This is a genomic window from Gordonia sp. SL306 (genome assembly GCF_026625785.1).
GTDB lineage: Bacteria > Actinomycetota > Actinomycetes > Mycobacteriales > Mycobacteriaceae > Gordonia.
This window is the reverse complement of sequence record NZ_CP113063.1, coordinates 2,547,721-2,566,597: the sequence shown is the minus strand read 5'-3', so window position 1 is coordinate 2,566,597 and position 18,877 is coordinate 2,547,721. Positions and strand designations below refer to the sequence as shown.

At 67.8% G+C, this 18,877-nt stretch carries 8 protein-coding genes; 4 read left to right on the top strand and 4 right to left on the bottom strand.

Annotated elements, in window-relative coordinates:
- The first annotated feature begins 61 nt into the window (after nt 1-61).
- Nucleotides 62-373: an antibiotic biosynthesis monooxygenase gene (locus tag OVA31_RS11655; RefSeq protein WP_267631237.1), complete on the top strand. Its 312-nt coding sequence runs from the start codon at nt 62-64 to the stop codon at nt 371-373.
- A gap of 32 nt (nt 374-405) precedes the next feature.
- Here the strand turns inward: OVA31_RS11655 and OVA31_RS11650 are convergent, their stop codons facing one another.
- Together OVA31_RS11650 and aroQ are read right to left on the bottom strand one after the other, a co-directional pair.
- Nucleotides 406-1,218: an SAM-dependent methyltransferase gene (locus tag OVA31_RS11650; RefSeq protein ID WP_267631236.1), complete on the bottom strand. Its 813-nt coding sequence runs from the start codon at nt 1,216-1,218 to the stop codon at nt 406-408.
- Nucleotides 1,215-1,682 (bottom strand): type II 3-dehydroquinate dehydratase, encoded by a 468-nt coding sequence (gene aroQ, locus OVA31_RS11645; protein WP_267631235.1) that lies wholly within the window; start codon nt 1,680-1,682, stop codon nt 1,215-1,217. Before aroQ ends, OVA31_RS11650 begins: the two co-directional genes overlap by 4 nt.
- A 68-nt stretch (nt 1,683-1,750) precedes the next feature.
- On the opposite strand from aroQ, the gene OVA31_RS11640 reads away from it, so the two are divergent.
- A complete protein-coding gene (locus tag OVA31_RS11640; RefSeq protein ID WP_267631234.1) occupies nt 1,751-5,080 on the top strand; it encodes an arabinosyltransferase domain-containing protein in 3,330 nt (1,109 codons plus the stop codon).
- A 209-nt stretch (nt 5,081-5,289) separates the two neighbouring features.
- On the opposite strand, the gene OVA31_RS11635 is transcribed toward OVA31_RS11640, so the two are convergent.
- Complete coding sequence (locus tag OVA31_RS11635; RefSeq protein WP_420714174.1) at nt 5,290-8,664, bottom strand: arabinosyltransferase domain-containing protein; 3,375 nt, start codon at nt 8,662-8,664, stop codon at nt 5,290-5,292.
- The gene (locus OVA31_RS11630) at nt 8,657-11,947 is read right to left on the bottom strand and encodes an arabinosyltransferase domain-containing protein (protein WP_267631233.1); all 3,291 of its coding nucleotides are present in this window, start codon (nt 11,945-11,947) and stop codon (nt 8,657-8,659) included. The genes OVA31_RS11635 and OVA31_RS11630 overlap by 8 nt, the downstream gene beginning before the upstream one ends.
- 94 nt (nt 11,948-12,041) lie before the next feature.
- Here OVA31_RS11630 and OVA31_RS11625 point away from each other — a divergent pair, with 94 nt between their 5' ends.
- Nucleotides 12,042-15,410, top strand: coding sequence for an arabinosyltransferase domain-containing protein (locus OVA31_RS11625; protein WP_267631232.1), 3,369 nt, complete (start codon nt 12,042-12,044; stop codon nt 15,408-15,410).
- On the top strand, nt 15,400-18,717 hold the full coding sequence (locus OVA31_RS11620; RefSeq protein WP_267631231.1) for an arabinosyltransferase domain-containing protein: 3,318 nt from the start codon (nt 15,400-15,402) through the stop codon (nt 18,715-18,717). Before OVA31_RS11625 ends, OVA31_RS11620 begins: the two co-directional genes overlap by 11 nt.
- Nucleotides 18,718-18,877 lie beyond the last annotated feature (160 nt).

Genomic DNA, 18,877 nt, shown 5'->3' with positions numbered 1-18,877 from the left:
TGGTTGCAATTGAATGTGCACCCTTGACCTCAAGCGAGGTTGAAGTATGAGAGTTGGCGTCATGACATCACCGCAGCTCCACCGCATCGACAAGTTCTCCGTGCCCGCCGAGGCGATGACCGAATTCCTCGCCCGGGTACGGCACACCCACCAGATCCTCGGGGACCAGCCGGGCATCGTCCGCAACGACGTCGTCACCCTGGTCGACGGCGAGAGCGACTACAACGTGGTGACCGCGGTGACCTGGGAGTCGCGCGCGGCACTCCAGAACGCCGGTCGTGCGGTCGCCGCCGACGTTGCCGCGAGCGGATTCGACCGAGCCGCTTTCCTCGGGCGACTCGGGGTCACGGCGGACTTCGGGACGTACTCGTGACACCGTGAGGCCCCGTTGCCGGCCCCAGACCGTCAACGCCGCCGAGTACCCGCCAACAGCGACGCCGAGCTCATCCCCGGCCGATTGATCGGCCTGCCGTGCGCCGCGAGTACGGACCTGGTGTCGCTCAGCGAGCACTCCCATCCCGCCGCGTCCAAGGCGGCGGGGACGTCCGGATTGTCGTGCCAGAGTGCGCGGATCTCGGCGAACGGATCATCGCGGCCGGGCGCGCGTCTGCGGGCGCGGCGCACGGTGACACCGATCCTCGAATCCGCTGTCGCCGCCACGCTGACACCCTCGATGACGCGGGTCACGACGTCGGCCGGCAGATATGCGAGTAGCCCCTCGGCCAGCCACGCCGACGGCTCGTCGGGTCGAAAACCGTTGTCCTGCAGCGCACGCAACCAGTCGTCGACGAGGTCGCAACGCACCGGCCGCCGATCGACGACGGGTTCGATCCCCACCTCGGCCACCACGGCCTCCTTCACGTCCACCACTGCGGGGCGGTCGACCTCGAACAGCCGGGAGTCGGGTGTGAACCTGCTCCGGAATCCTCGGCCGTCCAGGCCGGAGCCGAGGATGACGAACTGCCGAACTCCCGCCGCGGCGGCGTCGGCGAAGACATCGTCGAGGAACAGGGTCCGCGCCACGAGCCACAGGTACATCGCCTCGACTTCCACACGGGCGCCCTCGCTGTCGCGTTCGGCGGAATACGGCCGCGGACGCACACGCGCGATGGCCTCGGCGAGCGGGTCATGAAAGAGGGCATCCGGACGCGAGGACTCTGTCGCCCGCGCCCATGCCACTCCGAGGGCTGTTCTGCCGACGGCATCCAGTTCGCTCAACCGGCGTCGACCAGTTCCGCGAGCCTGCGGATCGCGAACTCGTAGCCCGGGATGCCGCAACCTGCGATCACCCCGGACGCGATCGGCGACACGTAGGAGTGATGCCGGAACGCCTCGCGACGGTGGATGTTGCTGATGTGGACCTCGATGATCGGCACCTCCGGAACCAGCAGCGCGTCGGCCAGCGCGACCGATGTGTGCGTCCAGCCGCCCGGGTTGATCACGATGCCGCTGACCTGCCCGCGGGCCTCGTGGATCCAGTCGATCATCTGGCCCTCGTGATTCGTCTGGGCCGCGCGCAGACCGAACCCCACTTCCGACGCGGTCCGTTCCGCGAGCGCGACGACGTCGTCGAGGGTCGCCGATCCGTACACTTCCGGCTGCCGGACGCCCAGGGTGTTCAGGTTCGGGCCGTTGAGCAGCAGAATCGGCAGGGGTTCGGGGCTCGACGAGGTGTCCGGCATGTCTCCAACCATAGTTCAGTCCTTTGCGCCGACATCGCGCCCAGGGACAACGGTTACCATCTCTCTTTGTGCCATCGCTGACGGTCCGACGAGCCAAGATCGTCGCCATCATCACCGGACTGCTCGGACTGTTCATGGCACTGGCCACGCCGCTCATGCCGGTCCAGCAGACCACGGCGCAGATCAATTGGCCACAGGACAACACCGTCGGATCGGTTGCCGCCCCGCTGATCAGCTATGTCCCCATCGACTTCGACGCGCACGTCCCGTGCAGGGCCATCGAGCAACTCGGCGACGGCGAATCGGTACTGCTGTCGACGACGCCCAAAGAGGCCGAGAAATCCCCGGAACGCGGGCTGTTCATCCGCAAGACCGGGCAGCCCGGCGACCCCGCCGATCGGCAGACCATCGAGGTGGTCATCCGCAACCTCCCGCTGGTCTCGGCGACATTGGCGCAAGTCCGAGCGCAGGACTGCCGCGAGATCGTCGTGCACGCGGACTCCGAAGCGGTGTCGGCCGAGTTCGTCGGGATGCACAACGACCAGGGCGAACCACTCGACGGCACCACCGCGGGCCGGGAGTCCAACACCTACGACCAGGATCAGCGACCGCAGGTCACCGGACTGTTCACCGACCTCTCCGGTCCGGCCGCGAGCCAACCGGGCCTCAGTGCGCACGCCACCATCGACTCCCGCTACACGACGGCGCCGACCATCCTGAAATGGCTCGTCCTGGTCGTCGGCATCATCTGCACCCTGTTGTCGTTGGCCGCGCTCGCCGTCCTCGACTCCACCGACGGCCGCAAACACCGGCGCATCCTCCCGGCGCGCTGGTGGCGACTCAACGCCCGCGACTACGTGGTCATCGGCGCGCTGATCCTGTGGCACTTCATCGGACCCAACACCTCCGACGACGGCTATCTGCTGACCATGGCCCGCGTCGCGCAGAACGCGCAGTACACGGCCAACTACTTCCGATGGTATGGCGCGCCCGAGGCGCCGTTCGGCTGGTACTACCAGGTCTTCGGACTACTCAGTCACGTCAGCGTGGCCAGTCCGTGGATGCGCATCCCCGCGTTGATCTGCGGCATCGGCGTCTGGCTCATCATCAGCCACGAGGTGCTGCCGAGACTCGGTCGTGCCGCCATCACCCGCCCTTCCGTCGGGTGGACCGCCGCCTTCGTGTTCCTGGTGTCGTGGTTCCCGTTCGACAACGGTCTGCGCCCGGAGCCGATCATCTGTCTGGGCGCCCTGCTCACGTGGTGTTCGGTGGAACGTGCCATCGCGACCGGACGTCTGCTACCCGCCGCGGTGGCCTGTCTGATCGGAGCGTTCAGCCTGGCCGCCGGTCCGACCGGTCTGCTCGCCGTGGCCGCGCTCATCGCGGGCGCACGACCGATGATCCTGGCACTGATCAAGCGCGCGAAGGTCATCGGCGGCGGTCGATGGGCCTACGTCGCACTCGTGGCACCGATCCTCGCGGCAGGCACCTTCATCATCTTCGTCGTGTTCTCCAATCTCACGCTGCGATCATTCGTCGAGGCGTCGCAGATGAAGACCGCCCTCGGACCATCTGGCCACTGGTACAACGAGATCAATCGCTACTCGTCGCTGTTCGCCTTCTCCGCCGACGGCTCCATCGTCCGACGGTTCGCCGTCCTCGCGATGATTCTCGGCCTGGTGGTCTCGGCGGCCATGCTGATCCGCCGGTCCCGCATCCCGGGCACCGCGCTGGGTCCGTCCCGACGCATCGTCGCGATCACCTTCGCGTCGTTGGTCTTCCTGATGTTCACGCCGACGAAGTGGACACACCACTTCGGGGTGTTCGCCGGACTCGGGGCGGCGCTCGCCGCCATCGCGGCGATCGCGGCGAGCAATCACGTCATGCATTCCAGGCGCAACCGCACACTGTTCGCGGCGTTGGTCCTGTTCATCGCGGGGCTGGCGTTCACAGCACCCAACTCGTATTACTACTCGTCCGCCTGGGGAATGCCCTGGGGCGTCATGCAGGTCACCATCGCGGGCGTGAACCTGGCAAATCTGCTGCTGTACGCAGCACTCGTACTCCTGTTGGCAGCCTTGTGGTTCCACTTCCGTGAGCCGTTCACCGGTGCCGATCCGGCCGACGAGATCCCCGACCCCTCGGCTCGGCCGTGGTACCGACGGCTCGCGGCGATGCTGGCCTCGGCTCCCTTGGCCTTCGTCGCTGCGGCGGTGGTGATCTTCGCCCTGGTCACCGCGATGTTCGCCGGCATCCAGCAGAGCTCGTCGTATTCCGTGCCGCGTGCGAATCTGGAGGCGCTGAAGGGCGAGGAATGCGGTATGGCCGACAAGGTCTGGGTCGAGACGGACCCCAGCCGATACCAGCTCACCCCCGTCGACGGATCGATCGCCGACCCGTTGGCAGGCCCGCCGAGGGCACCGACCGACGCAACCCAGCCGGCCACCACCGGCTTCACCGCGAACGGGGTGGACGAGGATCTCGAGACCACGGCGAGCGAGGGCTCACTGGGCGTGCTGGCCGGCAGCGCAGTCGCGTCGCCGGATGTACTGACCGCCAACGCCGGCGGCACCGGGGGCGGCATCGAGTCGACTGCCGGGGTCAACGGCAGTTATGCACAACTCCCGTTCTTCCTCGACCCGGCGAAGACGCCGGTGATGGGCAGCTACTCGAAGACCGATCAGGTCCCGGCACATCTGACGTCGGCGTGGTACGCGATGCCCGCTGATTACAAGGACCGTCCGATGGTGGCATTCTCGGTCGCCGGTCTCTTCGACAATCCGGACCTGCTGCTCGAATACACCACCGACCCGGTCGGACCGGGTACCCGCGACGCGTCGCTGCATGCCACCGGTGACACCGAGATGATCGACCCCGGCCCGCGCCCGTCGTGGCGGAACGCCCGTGTCACAACTGATTCACTGCCGGACGACATCACCGCGGTGCGGATCGTCGCGACCGACGAGAACCTCTCGGAGGACCGCTTCATCGTGGTCACCCCGCCTCGACTCCCGGAGATGCAGACGCTGCAGCAGGTGGTCGGGCGCGAGGACCCTGTGCACGTCGACTGGACCTCCGGCCTCTCTTTCCCGTGTCAGCGGCCGTTCACCCACAAGGACGGGGTGGCCGAGATCCCGAAGTGGCGGATCATGCCGGGTGCCGACCTGGCCGCCGCGGTGTCCGCATGGCAGAACTCCTTCGGCGGAGGCCCGCTCGGCTGGATCGAGGTCTCTCAGCAGGCCACCGCGATGTCGACCTACCTCCAGGACGACATCGGACGTGACTGGGGCGCGCTCGAGCGCTACACCCCGTACGGCGACGTGACCACGCTCGCCGATGTCGACACCGGAACCGCCACCCGCAGTGGGTTGTGGAGCCCGGCGCCGATCCGGCACTGACTCCCGGACGACGCACTCCACACCGCGCTCCACACCGCCGATCGAGTAGGCGACCCCCGACGAGGCTCTCCACACCGCCGATCGAGTAGGCGACGAGCGGAGCGAGGAGCCGTATCGAGATCACTGGTAGCACAGGTGATCTCGATACGCCCTCCGCTGGCGCGTCGGGCTACTCGATCAGCAGGCGGGGCGGCGAGAACGCGGGCGAGTCAGTTCTTGATCGCCCGCATCGGGCCCGGCGTCCACGTACCGCCGTGCACGTCGTCGGTGACCTTCAGTTCCGCTTCGACCTGGGGCTTGAGCGGCACCAGTCGCTGCAGGCTGCCCCAGTCCCGGGCCCAGCCGTTGCGCAGGTAGGTCGGCAGCACGATGGGACGCAACTCGTTCTCGACGATGCCCAGCGGCCCGCCGTAGTCGCCTGCCATCCACCGACGCGAGTTGACCCGTTCGCCCTCAGCGTCGGGCGTGACCCGCCACTTCGGTGTCTCGAGCACACCATTGACCGCGGCGGCCGGTCGCTGACACGGGAACGCCAGGGCGACCTCCCAATCCAAGAGCACCGGGTCATCGCTGCCCACCAGCGAATTCAACGTCACCATCTTGGTGACACGCGGCGGGGTCATCGCCAGCCACTGCTGGGAATCCGTCGAGGTGTCGTCGGCGACGATCCGCGTGACCGTGGCCCGCGGTGGCACCTGATCGAGTGGCACACGCATGTTGCGCCACTCGGGGTCGGTGTCGATGCCCAGCGGCACCACCGACGCCACCGTGGTGACATGGCCGTCCGGCTCCACGCGCCCGAACTCGAGCCTCAGCTTCTGGCCGGGATGGGTGACGGCGAGGTGATCGACGTACTCCACCTTGCCCGCAACCGACATCGTGAGCAGCGGCGCGTCGTCGCTGCGTGCCGGGAGCTGATACCAGTCCGACGTCAGATGCCCTCGGCCGGATGGCGACCCGTAGCTGCCGAGGACGGGGACCCGACGCTGGTCGAGGCCGAACGGCAACCGCACCGACGACCCGTTCACGCCCTGGGTGGCAGTGGTGCCACCGCCGGTGTCGGCGGCACCCGCCGAGCCACTCGGTTCTTCCTGCGCCGACGTCGGATCCGATTGCGAACGGTCCAGTTCCGTCGAACTCTTGTCCGCATCCGCGTCCGACGAGCTCCCGCCGGAGTCGGCGTCGCTTTCCAGATCCGTCGACACTCCGTCGGGGTCGAAGCCCGTCATACCCCGGCCGGCCAATGCCGCACCGGCCGACGGATTGTTCTGTCCGGCAACATCGGCCGGGTTCAGCAGACCCGTGTTGGGGTCGGCCTCCACCATGACCGCATCTGCCAGAGCGCAGGGGTTGCCCCGCAGGGCATCGATGTTGGAACTGGTCCACGACCACGAATCCTGCTGCGTCCGAGCCGCCTTGGCGAACGACACGAAGTTGAACAACAGGATCACGGTGGAGATGATCGCCAACGAGTAGGTCGGCATTCGCTGGATGATGCTGCGTCCCGAATCTGCTTGTTCGGCAACCGATTCACCCCGCTGCGCAAGCTGATCGTCTCGGTAGTACTGCCAGACGCCGTACAAGGTCAGCAGCACAGCCACCACCAGGATGGGGACGAACAGCCCCACGCCGGCGACATTCGGGGTGTCGTCGGCCCACGGGATGCCGTAACTGCCGACGTACCACCACTGGTTGCGCCCGGCGAACGCCACTGCGAGTGCATACGCAGCGGCTGCGGCGATGAATGTGCGGTTGCACCGGCGGCGCATCACCGACGGTTGCAGGAACACCGTCGCCGCGGCAGCGAGAACGCCTGTGAGACACGCGAAGGCACCCATCTGGTGGGTGGCCTTGGTCGGGACGAACGCGAGTATCGCGACCGCACCCGACGTGACCGCGATGAGCCGCCACAGCGGAGCGCTCGGCACGCCCGACACCCGACGCTTGCTCAGCAGGGTGAGGACGATGATGCCCACCGACAGAATGGTGACGAAGATACCGACCCGCCGTGCGATGGAGCCGTCCGGAGTCGGGTTCAGCAGGATGTAATACCGCATCGCCTCGGTCCACCATTCGTTGGTGGGTCCGACGATGCCCTGCACCTTGATGCCCTCGCGAATGGCGGCCAGCGACTGGTCGGCGAAGATCTCGAACAACACCGCCAAGCCTGCTGCGAGAACCGGCATGAGCAGGGGCAGCAGGCCATCCCGCACACGGCGACGGCGCAGGCGCCTCAGCAACGGACGCACGGCGGCCAGCAACGGCAGGACGGCGATTGCGCCGGCCGGATGAATCGTCAGCGTGAAGGCCGCGGCCAGCACGGCAAGAGTCAGCGGGAAGAACCGTCCGGTGGCGATCGAGCGCTCGACCAACACCCAGGTGAGCAGGATTCCGACACTGAGCGCCGGCTCCACGCGCAAGCCGTTGTTGAACGCGAGCCATACAACCAGGAAGCCGAGTGCCGCCGTCCATCGGGCCGCGTTCGACGACCGCACCGCTCGACCGAGACGAGGCAGCGCCGCGCGACTGATCAGGAACCACCCAGCCAGCGCGAACAGCAGCGGTAGCACGCGTAGCCACGGGGTGGCCGTACTCACCTGCATCCACAGCGCGAGATAGCGATAGTGCCAGCCGAACGGGTCCTGCGGCGCACCGAAATAGCGGTAGTAGTTGTCGAGATAGCCCGCACCGGGCGCGACGCGTCCCACGGTGACCTGATAGCCGTCGTCGGCGGTGTTGCCACCCACGAACAGCCACACCACCAGCACACCCGTGACCACCACATCGAGCGGCTTGATCCGCCACCAGCGATCTCTGCCCGCGCGGACCATGCGCCGCAGCCGCCGTCCATCGCGTGCGTCGAGCACGGCCAGCGCGATCATCGAGACGATCGTGGAGATCACGCCGAGGATCAGGAGCGCACCCTTGAGGGTCGTCGGACTCGAGATGAATCGCGTGTCGATCGCCGACCGGTACGAGAGCCCCTCTGTGGAGACGTCATTCGGAAGATCGGTGTAGACACCGATGATCTGCGGGCGCGCGTTCGGGTCGTCGAGGCGGAAACTCTGGGTCCCGGCATCCGGGTCGACACCCTCGACCTCGCCGCGGCTACCGGAGGTGTCGGCGTGGATGACCACCCGACATTGCGCATTCTGTTGCGCATCGGCGCGAGGTACGTTCAGCAACACCGCGTTTCGCTGGGTCACCAACAGTCGGTCGTGGGTGGCGCGGACGAACAGGCCGACGGTGCCGGCCTCCGCGCCGTTCTCGGGCACCGTCGACAGCAGCACCCCGCCCGACGGGGGCAGGTCGGCCGCGAGCCGGCACGGCACCGAGATGTCCATGGACACCGGCGCATACGACACGTTGGGTGCCGCGACATTCTCCACGACAGGTTTGCTCGGCTGCGGCCACTGCAGTTCGGTCTTGGTGTAGGTCACCGGCAGGAACGGCGCAGCGATCGCGAGCAGCACCCCGAGCGCACCCGCCACGATCGCGACGATCTTCGCGATCCTGATGGTCCTGCTGTCCGGCGCGAAGCGCATCGGCCGTGCTGTCTTCTCCTGTGACGTCGGCTCAGTCATTCTGCGGCACCACCCTGATCGATCCCGGTCGCGTCCAACCCCAGGCTGTCGTGGTCCCGGTGTTCACCCGCGCGGGCGTTGCATCCGGCACCAGTGGCGACAACCGTTGCAGCCCACCCCAATCGCGATACCAGTCGTTGTCGAGGTAGGTGGCAACCGTCGTCGCACTCGTCAATGCATCCGGCGTGCCGAGGATGCCACCGTTGACCGATGCCTGCCACGTCTTCGACTTGGAATTGGTGGTCGTCTGGTCCGGGACGATGCGCCATTTCGGCACTTCGCTCACACCGTTTCGCGTACTCATCGGGTGCTGGCAAGGGAATTGGCTACCGACCGACAGATCCAGCAGTACCGGGGTCCGGGATCCGACGACGTCCTGCAGGGTGTGCAGTTCCGGTGCCCTCGGCGGCGTGAACGCCAACCACTGGTCAGGGCTGACGTTGTCGTCCACCGCTACGATCCGCATGGCCGTTGCGCCGGCGGGAACCGCCGTCATCGGGATACGCAGGTTCCGCCACGGTCGATTCGGTCGGCCGGGACCCGGATCGATGGGCGTGTATGCCTTTCCCACCTGCTGGAAGTCGCTCGCGCCGTCGGTCTTGCCGAACTGCACCTGCAGCGACCGGCCGGCCTGCGGCACGCCGTCCTGGTCGACCGAGAAGACCGGCCCGGCCGCGGTGATCACCAGCAGCGGCGACGCGTCGCGAGCCGGCAGCCGATACCAGCCGGAAGTCAGTTCGGCGGTGCCGTTGTCGTGTCCGTAGCTGCCCAGGACCGGTGTGGTCTTCGGGTCGAGGCCGAACGGCAGCGCCGCCGACGAGCCGTTGATCGTCTTCGGCCCGGAACCACCGGTGGTGCCGGGCGGTCCGCCGGTGACGACGAACGGACGCGACAGGTCGCCGGACGTGTTGATGGTGCCTGCGCCCAGCGACGTCGGGTCGGGAAGCAGGTCGCCCGCGACGCCGTCCGGGGTGAAGCCGGAGGATTCGCCCGCGAGCGCCCGGGAGATGTCGCGGGTACCGATCGGCGACAGTGCGCCACGATTCGGGTTCTGTTCCAGCAGCACCTGATCGGCCATCCCGCAGGGATCACCCGCGAGCGCACGGGTATTCGCGTGGAACGTGGTGTACGTGTCCGAGCGGTCCACGGCGGCCTTGGCGAACAACCCCATCTCGCCGACCACCACGAGCGTGGCGATCACCAGCATGGGTGCCGATGCCACAGCGATCTGCATGCGCGACAGGCGAGTCCGGTCACCGCGAACCTTTCCGCGGTCCGCGTCGACGTCGATCCGCAGGTGGTACCAGGTCGCCACCGCAAGTGCCAGGACGGTGAGCACCAAGAACACCGACGACAGCGGCGTCCCCGCCACCACCGGCGCCTTGTCGAACCACGAGATGCCGAAATCGTAGCCCCAGCCCCACGCGTTCTCACCTGCGACGGCGACCGCAGAGGCGAACAGCAGCACCGCGATGTACATCCACAGATTGCGCGGCGAACGTCGTGCCGATTGTGCGACGGCGACCGTCGCCACCGCGGCCATCGCCGCACCGACACCCGCATAGATCCCGAACTGGATGGTCCACTTGGTCGGCGTGAACGACAGCAGCAGCACCGTCAGCAGGATCGAGCCGACGAGTCGCCACACCGGACCCGGGTCGACACCGCGGATGTGTTTGCGCCGCAACATCACCGCCAGCGTCACGAACAGCGCGGCAACCAGCAGGAGCAGCGGCACGCGGCGCACCAGCGACCCGTCCTGGGTGGTCAGGGAGAGATAGTAGAAGCGCAGGAGTTCCTGATACCAGGCCAACGTCGGGCCAACGGTGTAGCGAAGGCGGATCGCCTCGGCGACGTTGGCGAGCGTCTGGTCGCGGAAGACGACGATGACCACCACCGCAAACGCCCCGGCGACCGGCGCCAGCAACGGGAGCATGCCGTTCTCGCGGCGGCGGGTCCGGATGGTGCGCAACATCGGTCGCGAACCCGCGATGAGCATGGCGAGCGCGATGACGCCGTGCGGGGCCACCGCCAGGGTGAGGCCGGCGGCCAGCGCGGCGCCCGCCGCCGGCAGCATCCGGCGGGTCGCGACGGCCTGTTCGACCCCCCACCACGTGAGCAACGATCCGAGCACGATGATGCCCTCGCTGCGCAGCCCACTGCACAGCGGCATCCAGAAGGCCACGAACACCGCAGCGGCGGTGAACATCGCCCACTGGGAACGTCGGACCGCACCACCCAGCCGTGGCAGCAGGACCCGGCTCAGCACGAACCAGCTGACCAACCCCGCCACCAGGGCGGGCAATCGCATCCAGACACCGGCCGTCGAGACGGTCGACCAGTGCGAGAGGAAGCTGTAGTACCAGTCGAACGGCGCCTCCGGGATCCCGAAGAAGCGGTAGTAGTTCGCCAGGTAACCGGCGTCGTGCGCGTTGCGGCCCATGTTCAGGATGTAGCCGTCGTCGGACGATCCGGCGCCCAGGAAATGCCACACGACGAGTGCTGCGGTCACCGCGATGTCCGCGGCCCGCGGCGCCAGCAGCCGACGTAGGTCGAGGCGTCCGATCCGGCGGTGATATCCGTTTCGGACGTCGAGGATCGCGATCGCGATGAAGGCCGTGGCCGCGGCGATCAACCCGACGATCATCACGATGAGCTTGAGCACCGACGGACCGGTGTCGAAGCGATTGTCGATGTCCACATGGACTGCCAGTCGGTCTGCGGACGGGCCCTGATCGGCGGCCTGGCGCACGGCGGACGGTTCGAGTCCGGTGAAGACCCCCGACACCTGTGGGCGGTCGCCCGGGTCACCCGCGACGGCCGGGCCGAGCCCGACGAAATGTGCTTCGACCGCCGACGACGATGCGCGCACGGTCAGCCGGTCGCAGCGGGCCAGGTCGGCCCGATCGGCACGGGCCAGTTCCTGACCGCGCATCGACACCGAGACCGCCTGGCCGTCCGCAGTCACGAACAGCGCCTTGTTGGACGCGTCGCGCCCCGCAGACGGCATGGTGGAGACCACGACGGTCGTCTTGTCGGCCGGGGTCTGCGCCAGGGCGCGGCACCCGACGGTGACGTCGAGGTCTGCGGCCGTCTGGGCGACCAGCGGCGCGGTCACCGACGCGCTGGTCCCGGTGGTCTCCTGGGGCCAGTCGATGGACGCGGTGTGCTGGCTGACCGGCAGCAATGGCGCCAGCACGGCAGCGACGATCGCGACCAGTCCGGACACGATGGCGATCGCGGCCCAGACACGTGTGGGCGCTCGTCGGGAAGAGGCAGTCATCAGACGGTGACCCTAGTTCACGGGAAAAAACCTGTTGTAGCGCAGTCCGGGTCTGACTAGGTCCTCTCAGGGAAGTCCCATAACATCAGACATCGTGCCTGTGACAGCCTCGACCGCTGCGTCCGACGCCGCGCCGCCGACATCCAGGGTGTCTGTGGGCACCGCCCGCACGGTCGCCATCGTGGCAGGCATCATCGGCATCGCCCTGTGCGCCATCACGCCATTTCTGCCGGTCAAGGCCACCGATGCCGCGTTCGACTGGCCGTCCGGACAGAGTCTGTCGGCGCAATCGGCCGATGTCGTCGCGCCGTTGATCGCCCAGACACCCCAGGCTCTCGACGCGCGGATCCCGTGCGGCGTGTTGTCCGGATTGCCGGCCGAGGGCGGCCTGGTGTTCGCGACGATGCCGACCGACGCACCCAAGAGCAGGTCGTCGGCGCTCTACGTCACCGCGACCCGGGACACGGTGACGGTCAGTTTCCGCAACACCGTGGCGGCGAGCGCACCGCGCGATCAACTGGCCGGGTGTTCGGAGCTGCACATCTGGTCGGCGCCGACCGGGCCCGGCGCACAGTTCGTCGGCCTTGGCGAGTCGACCGTCCTGCCGCCGGACAAGCGCCCCCAGGTCGACGGCATCTTCACCGACCTGGACACCGGGCAGGTGCAGTCGGCCGCGAGCGCGGGCCTGCGGGTGCACGTCCAGATCGACAACCGCTATGTCAGCTCGCCCACGGTGCTCAAGCTCATCGTGATGGTGCTGGCGGTGATCGCCGTCCTCGTCGCACTGGTGGCGCTGTACCTCCTCGACCGGGCACACGGCCACCACCGGCGAATCGGCAGGCGCGCCGACGGCGGGACCAGGCCGAACCGTCTCGGGTCCTGGTGGCGCAGTCTGATCCCGCGCACCTCCGATGTCGCGGTCACCGTCGTCCTGCTGATCTGGGCGCTCCTCGGGGCCGGGACCGCCGACGACGGCTACATCCTGAACATGGGCAGGACGGCCGACGCCTCCGGCTATCTGGCCAACTACTACCGCTGGTACGGCATACCCGAGGCGCCGTTCGACTGGTACTACAGCTTCCTGGCCCACTGGTCGTCGATCTCGCCCACGATCCTGTGGATGCACCTGCCGTCGCTGGCCGCAGGCCTCGTCTCCTGGTTCGTCCTCAGTCGGGTGCTGCTGCCGCGGCTGGGTGCGGGCGTCCGCCGCAGCGGCTGGGCCGTGTGGGCCGCGGCGCTGGTGTTCATCGCGTTCTGGCTGCCGTTCAACAGCGGCCTGCGGAGCGAACCGATCATCGTGCTCGGTTCGCTGCTCACCTGGTGGGCCGCCGAGCAGGCCATCGCCACCCGCCGCCTGCTCCCCGCGGCCCTCGGTGCGATCGCGGCGGGCTTCACCCTCGCGCTCGCCCCACAGGGTGTCATCGCGGTGGCGATCCTGCTGGTGTCGGCGCGGCCGCTGCTGCACATCCTGCTCGACCGCCGGCGCGAGTCGGGCACGCTCGCACTCATCGCTCCGATGACCGCGGCCGGCCTGCTGGTGCTGATCGTGGTGTTCCGCGACCAGACGCTGGCCACCGTCCTCGAGGCGATGAAGGTCCGGTATCAGGTCGGACCGGTGATCAGCTGGCATCAGGAGTTCCTGCGCTACTACTTCATCTCGGTCACCACCGACGACGGCGCTCTGACGCGTCGGGTGCCGGTGCTGCTCCTGCTGGCCGGACTCATCGTCACCGTCGCGGTGATGCTGCGCCGCAACAAGATCCGTGCGGTCGACCCGGGACCGACCTGGCGACTCATCGGCTCGATCGGCGTCACGATGCTGCTACTGGCCTTCACGCCGACCAAATGGACCATCCAGTTCGGCATCTTCGCCGGGCTCGCCGCCGCGATCGCCGCGACCGCCACCCTCGCGGTGGCCCAATCGGCGGCCCGGTCGGCACGGAACCTGACGGTGTTCGTGTCCGGGCTGTTCTTCGCGCTCGCCGCTGCCATGGCCGGTTACAACGCCTGGCCGTTCGCCTACGAATACGGGATCTCCTGGTTCGACCGTGCGCCGGTGCTGGCCGGACGACCGGTGTCCACGCTGTTCCTCGTCCTGGCCGTGATCACCGCGGTACTCGCCGTCTGGCAGCACCTGCGACTCGATTACGTCGAGAACAAGGGTCTGGCCCATGCCGGCGACGGTGCGGGCGAGAGCAAGGCCGATCGTCGGCGACTCTTCCTGGCGTCGTCGCCGATCGCGGTCATCGCCGGTCTGATGGTGGTGGCCGAGCTGCTGGTGTTCGCGAAGGCGGCCGTGACCCGCTATCCCGCCGACACCGTGTTCTCCGAGAACGTGAACGCTCTGCGCGGCAACAGCTGCGGCATGGCCGACGAGGTGCTCGTCGAGTCGGACCCGAACACCGGGATGCTGGCCCCCGCAGGCGATGAGTCGGTGTCCGCAGCACTGGGCGGGACCGATCCCGTCGGATTCACCCCGGACGGTGTCCCCGACGACCTCACACCCGACCCCGGCAATCAGCGGCCAGGCCAGATGAATGTGTCGGCAAGTGTCGCCAAACCCTTCGTCATCACGGGTGGGCTCGGCGCCGGCACCACCGGTGGCACCGGACCCCGCACCGTCAACGGGTCGACGGTCGCACTGCCCTACGGGCTCGACCCGTCCACGACCCCGGTCCTGGGCAGCTACGGCTACCCGGGCGAGGCGCACCTGACTACCGGCTGGTACCAACTGCCGACCGCGCGCGCCGCGTCACCGCTGCTGGTGTTCAGTGCGGCCGGCGCCGTCTCCACGATCGACACCTTCGGTGTCCGCAACTTCGGCCAGAAGCTCGTCGTCCAGTTCGGACGTCCTGGCGCCGATGGATCGTTCAGCCAGATCGGGCCCGACGTGCTGCCGATCGATCCAGGGCCGGTCATCACCAACCGGCCATGGCGCAACCTCCGGGTGCCGATGAGTGCGGCTCCGCGCGCTGCCACCGTGATGCGGCTGTCGTTGCTCGACAACAACCTCGGACCGAGTCAGTTCATCGGGATCACCCCGCCCAGGGCGCCGCGATTGCGGTCGCTCCAGGACGTCGTCGGGTCACAGTCCCCGACACTGATCGACTTCACCGTCGGTGCACACTTCCCGTGCCAGCGACCCCTGCGGGTTACCAACGGCGTCGCCGAGGTCCCTCGATGGCGAATCCTCCCCGACTACCCACTTGCCAACTCGCAGTCCAAGACCTGGCAGTCCGGCGCCGACGGAGGACTGTTGTCGATCTCGGAGTCGACCACCTCGGCGCAGGCGGTTCCGACATATCTCAAGGACGACTGGGCACGCGAATGGGGAGCTCTGGAGCGGTTGACGCCACTTGCCGAGAACGCGGGGACGGCGCAGGTGAACACTTCTCAGACGACACAGTGGGGCTGGTCACGCACCGGTTCGATCAGGGTGGAGCCACAATCAGATGACGAGTGAGACAGTGACGCACCCATCGACGCCACGCTCCCGCGATCACCGGACCGCGAAGATCGTCGCGGTGGTGGCAGGCGTGTTCGGCTTCCTGGCTGCCATCCTCACCCCGCTGCTGCCGGTGAATCAGTCCACCGCCGAATTGAATTGGCCGCAGGGTGACAGCGTGGGCAGTGTCGCTGCGCCACTCGTCTCGTATGTCCCGATCGATATGGACGTCACGGTCCCGTGTTCACTCGCCACACAATTGCCGCGAGATGGCGGGCTCCTGCTGTCGACGATCCCGGAGGGTGGTCAGGATGCCGGCGCCCGCGCGCTGATGATCCGCGCGACGAGTGACGCGCTCACCGTCACCGATCGCGACGTGGTGATCCTCAATACCGACCGCGCCGCGGCCCAGTCGAACCCCGACTGCCGGATCAGGTTCCACGCCGACGGGTCCGGCGTATCGGCCCGCTTCGAGAACGCCCCGGGCGACGGTCTGCACAACTTCTCGGTCGCCGATCAGGAGATGCGGCCCCAGATCGTCGGCATCTACACCGATCTGCCCGATTCGGCGCCACGGGACGGTCTGTCGGCACATGCGACGATCGACACCCGGTATGTCAGCACCCCGTCGGCTCTGAAGCTGGCGGTCATCGTCATCGGCATCATCATGACGATCCTGTCGTTGATCGCCCTGGGCATTCTCGACCGCCGGGATGGCAGGGGACACAAGCGGTTCCTGCCCACCGGATGGTTCACCATCCGTGGCCCCGACGTCGCCGTGTTCCTCATCCTCGCGTTCTGGTGGTTCGCGGGGGCCAACACCTCCGACGACGGGTACAACTTCACCGTCGGCCGGATCGCCGGGGATGCGGGCTACGCGGACAACTACTTCCGCTATTTCGGCGTGCCGCAGGACCCGTTCGGCTGGCATTTCCAGGTCATCGCCGCGATGACCCACGTGAGTCTCGCCGCACCGTGGATGCGCCTGCCCGCCTTTTTGCTCGGCCTGCTCGGCTGGTGGCTCATCAGCCGAGAGGTGATCCCGCGTCTCGGTCGTGCGGTCCGCAACAGCACGCCTGCGGTGTGGTCGGCTGCCTTTGTCTTCCTGGCCATCTGGCTGCCGTACAACAACGGTCTGCGTCCGGAGCCCGCCGAAGCCGTCGGCGCATTGCTGACGTGGTGCTGTGTGGAGCGGGCGATCGCGACCCGGCGAATGCTGCCCTACGCCATCGCCGTCGTGGTGGCGGCATTCACGCTCGCCCTCGCACCCGGCGGCCTGATGGCCGTCGCCGCACTCCTCGCCGGCATCCGTCCGGTGATCAAGACGCTGGTGACGCGACGCAAGCGCGACGGCCTGCTGCCCATGCTCGCCCCGGTCCTCGCGGCGGGTACGGCGGTGCTCTATCAGATCTTCTACGACCAGCCGCTGATGCCGCTGATCGTCGGCAACAAGGTCGCCACCGACGTGGGCCCGACGCTGGAATGGTGGCAGGAACCCGTCCGGTACTACTACCTGATCCTGCCCACCGCCGACGGCACGCTCGCACGCCGGTTCGGCGTGCTGGTCATGATCCTGTGCCTGGTAGTCGTGCTGCTGCGTCTGCTGCGTCGCCTGCATCCGAACGGGGTTGCCCGAGCACCGATCTGGCGACTCATCGCAGTGATCCTCGGCACCATGTTCTTCATCGCGTTCACCCCCACCAAGTGGACCCATCACTTCGGCGTGTACGCAGGGATCGCGGCCGGTCTGGCCGCCGCGGCGGGCGCGATGATGGCCCCGGCCATCCTCCGGTCGCGACGCAACCGGACCTTCTTCGCCGCAGCGGTCCTGGCGGTGACAGCGATCTCGTTCACCGGTACCAACGGCTGGTGGTTCGTCGGCAGCTACGGCATCCCATGGTGGGACCGGCCACCATCGATCGCCGGGATCAAGCTGGGCTGGCTGATCCTGGTGGTCGCGGTGATCACCGCCCTCGTGGGCCTGTGGTTCCATTTCCGCGACGACTACGTCGACGACACGACCAGGACACGTGGCGGCGACGGCTGGCCGTCGAAGCTGAAGTTCTCACCGCTGCCGGTGATCTCGGGACTGGTCGTGATCTTCATGGTGCTGTCGTTCGCCAAGGGTGGCTACGAGCAGCGCGACAGTTGGTCGTGGATGAAGTCGAATGCGCGGGCGATGACCGGCAACGAATGCGCACTCGCGAACGACGTCCTGGTGGAACAGGATCCGAACACCGGCCTGCTGTCTCCCGCGCCGGTCGACGGCCGTGCGGCTCCGAACATCTCGTCAGCCTTGGCCGGCTCCGGGAACGGCCAGGAAGATCCGGGTGGCTTCACGCCGAACGGCGTGCCGAACCGACTGTCCATCGATTCCACCGAGGAGCAGGACTCGGCGACCTCGACTGCGCAGAACACCGCCCAGTCGGGCGCGGGCTCCGACGAGTCCGCCCAGACCACTGAATCCGCACAGGGCGGAACCGAAGGCGGGCAGGGAGCGCGCGGCGTCAACGGTTCGACCGTGCGGCTCCCGTTCGGGCTCGACCCGGCCAAGACACCTGTGCTCGGTTCCTACGGCTCCCAGAGCGGGACCGGGTCGCTGACCACGGACTGGTATTCGCTCCCCGCGCGCAACGCGAATGCTCCGCTGCTCACCATCGCGGCGGCCGGATCGGTACAGGCGGTCGACGGACTCGGCGTGCAGCACAGCGGCCAGCAGGTCACCGTGCAGTTCGGCCGGACCGGCGCCGACGGTCGGGTGACCCCGGTCGGCATGATGTCGCCCATCGACATCGGTGAGGTGCCCACCTGGCGGAACCTGCGCTATCCGCTCGCCGACGCCCCGCCGCGTGCCGACGTGGTGCGGGTGGAGGTGCGCGACACCGCCGGTGCGCCGTCGGAGTGGGTGGCGATCACGCCACCCCGGGTGACCGAACTCCGCACCCTCAACGACGTCGTCGGGACCACCGATCCGGTGTTCATCGACTGGCTACCCGGCATGGTCTTCCCGTGCCAGCAGCCGATGAAGGTTCGCGACGGTGTCCTCGAGGTGCCCAAGTGGCGCATCATGCCCGACGCCGAGGCCACCCGGAAGAACAGCCAGACCTGGATGTCCGGCAAGGCGGGCGGCCCGCTGGGCATCACCGAGGCCATGCTGACCCCGACGTTGCTGCCGACCTATCTTCGCAACAACTGGGGACGGGACTGGGGTGGCCTGCAGAGGTTCACCGAGATCGATCCCGCACCACCTGCGCAGCTCGATTTGGGGACCGCGCGGCATTCCGGGCTCTACAACCCGGCACCCATGCGGTCGAGCGGGTACTGAGGCGGAGTCCGCCGCCGGCTCATCCGCCGGTCGAGTAGCCCGCGAGGAACGAGCGCGCGTATCGAGACTGTGAGAATGGTTCCAGGCGGTTTCCACGTCAGTGGGGAACGTCAGCGACAGATCGTGCGTGACTCATATCGAGACTGGCCGAGTGCCTTTA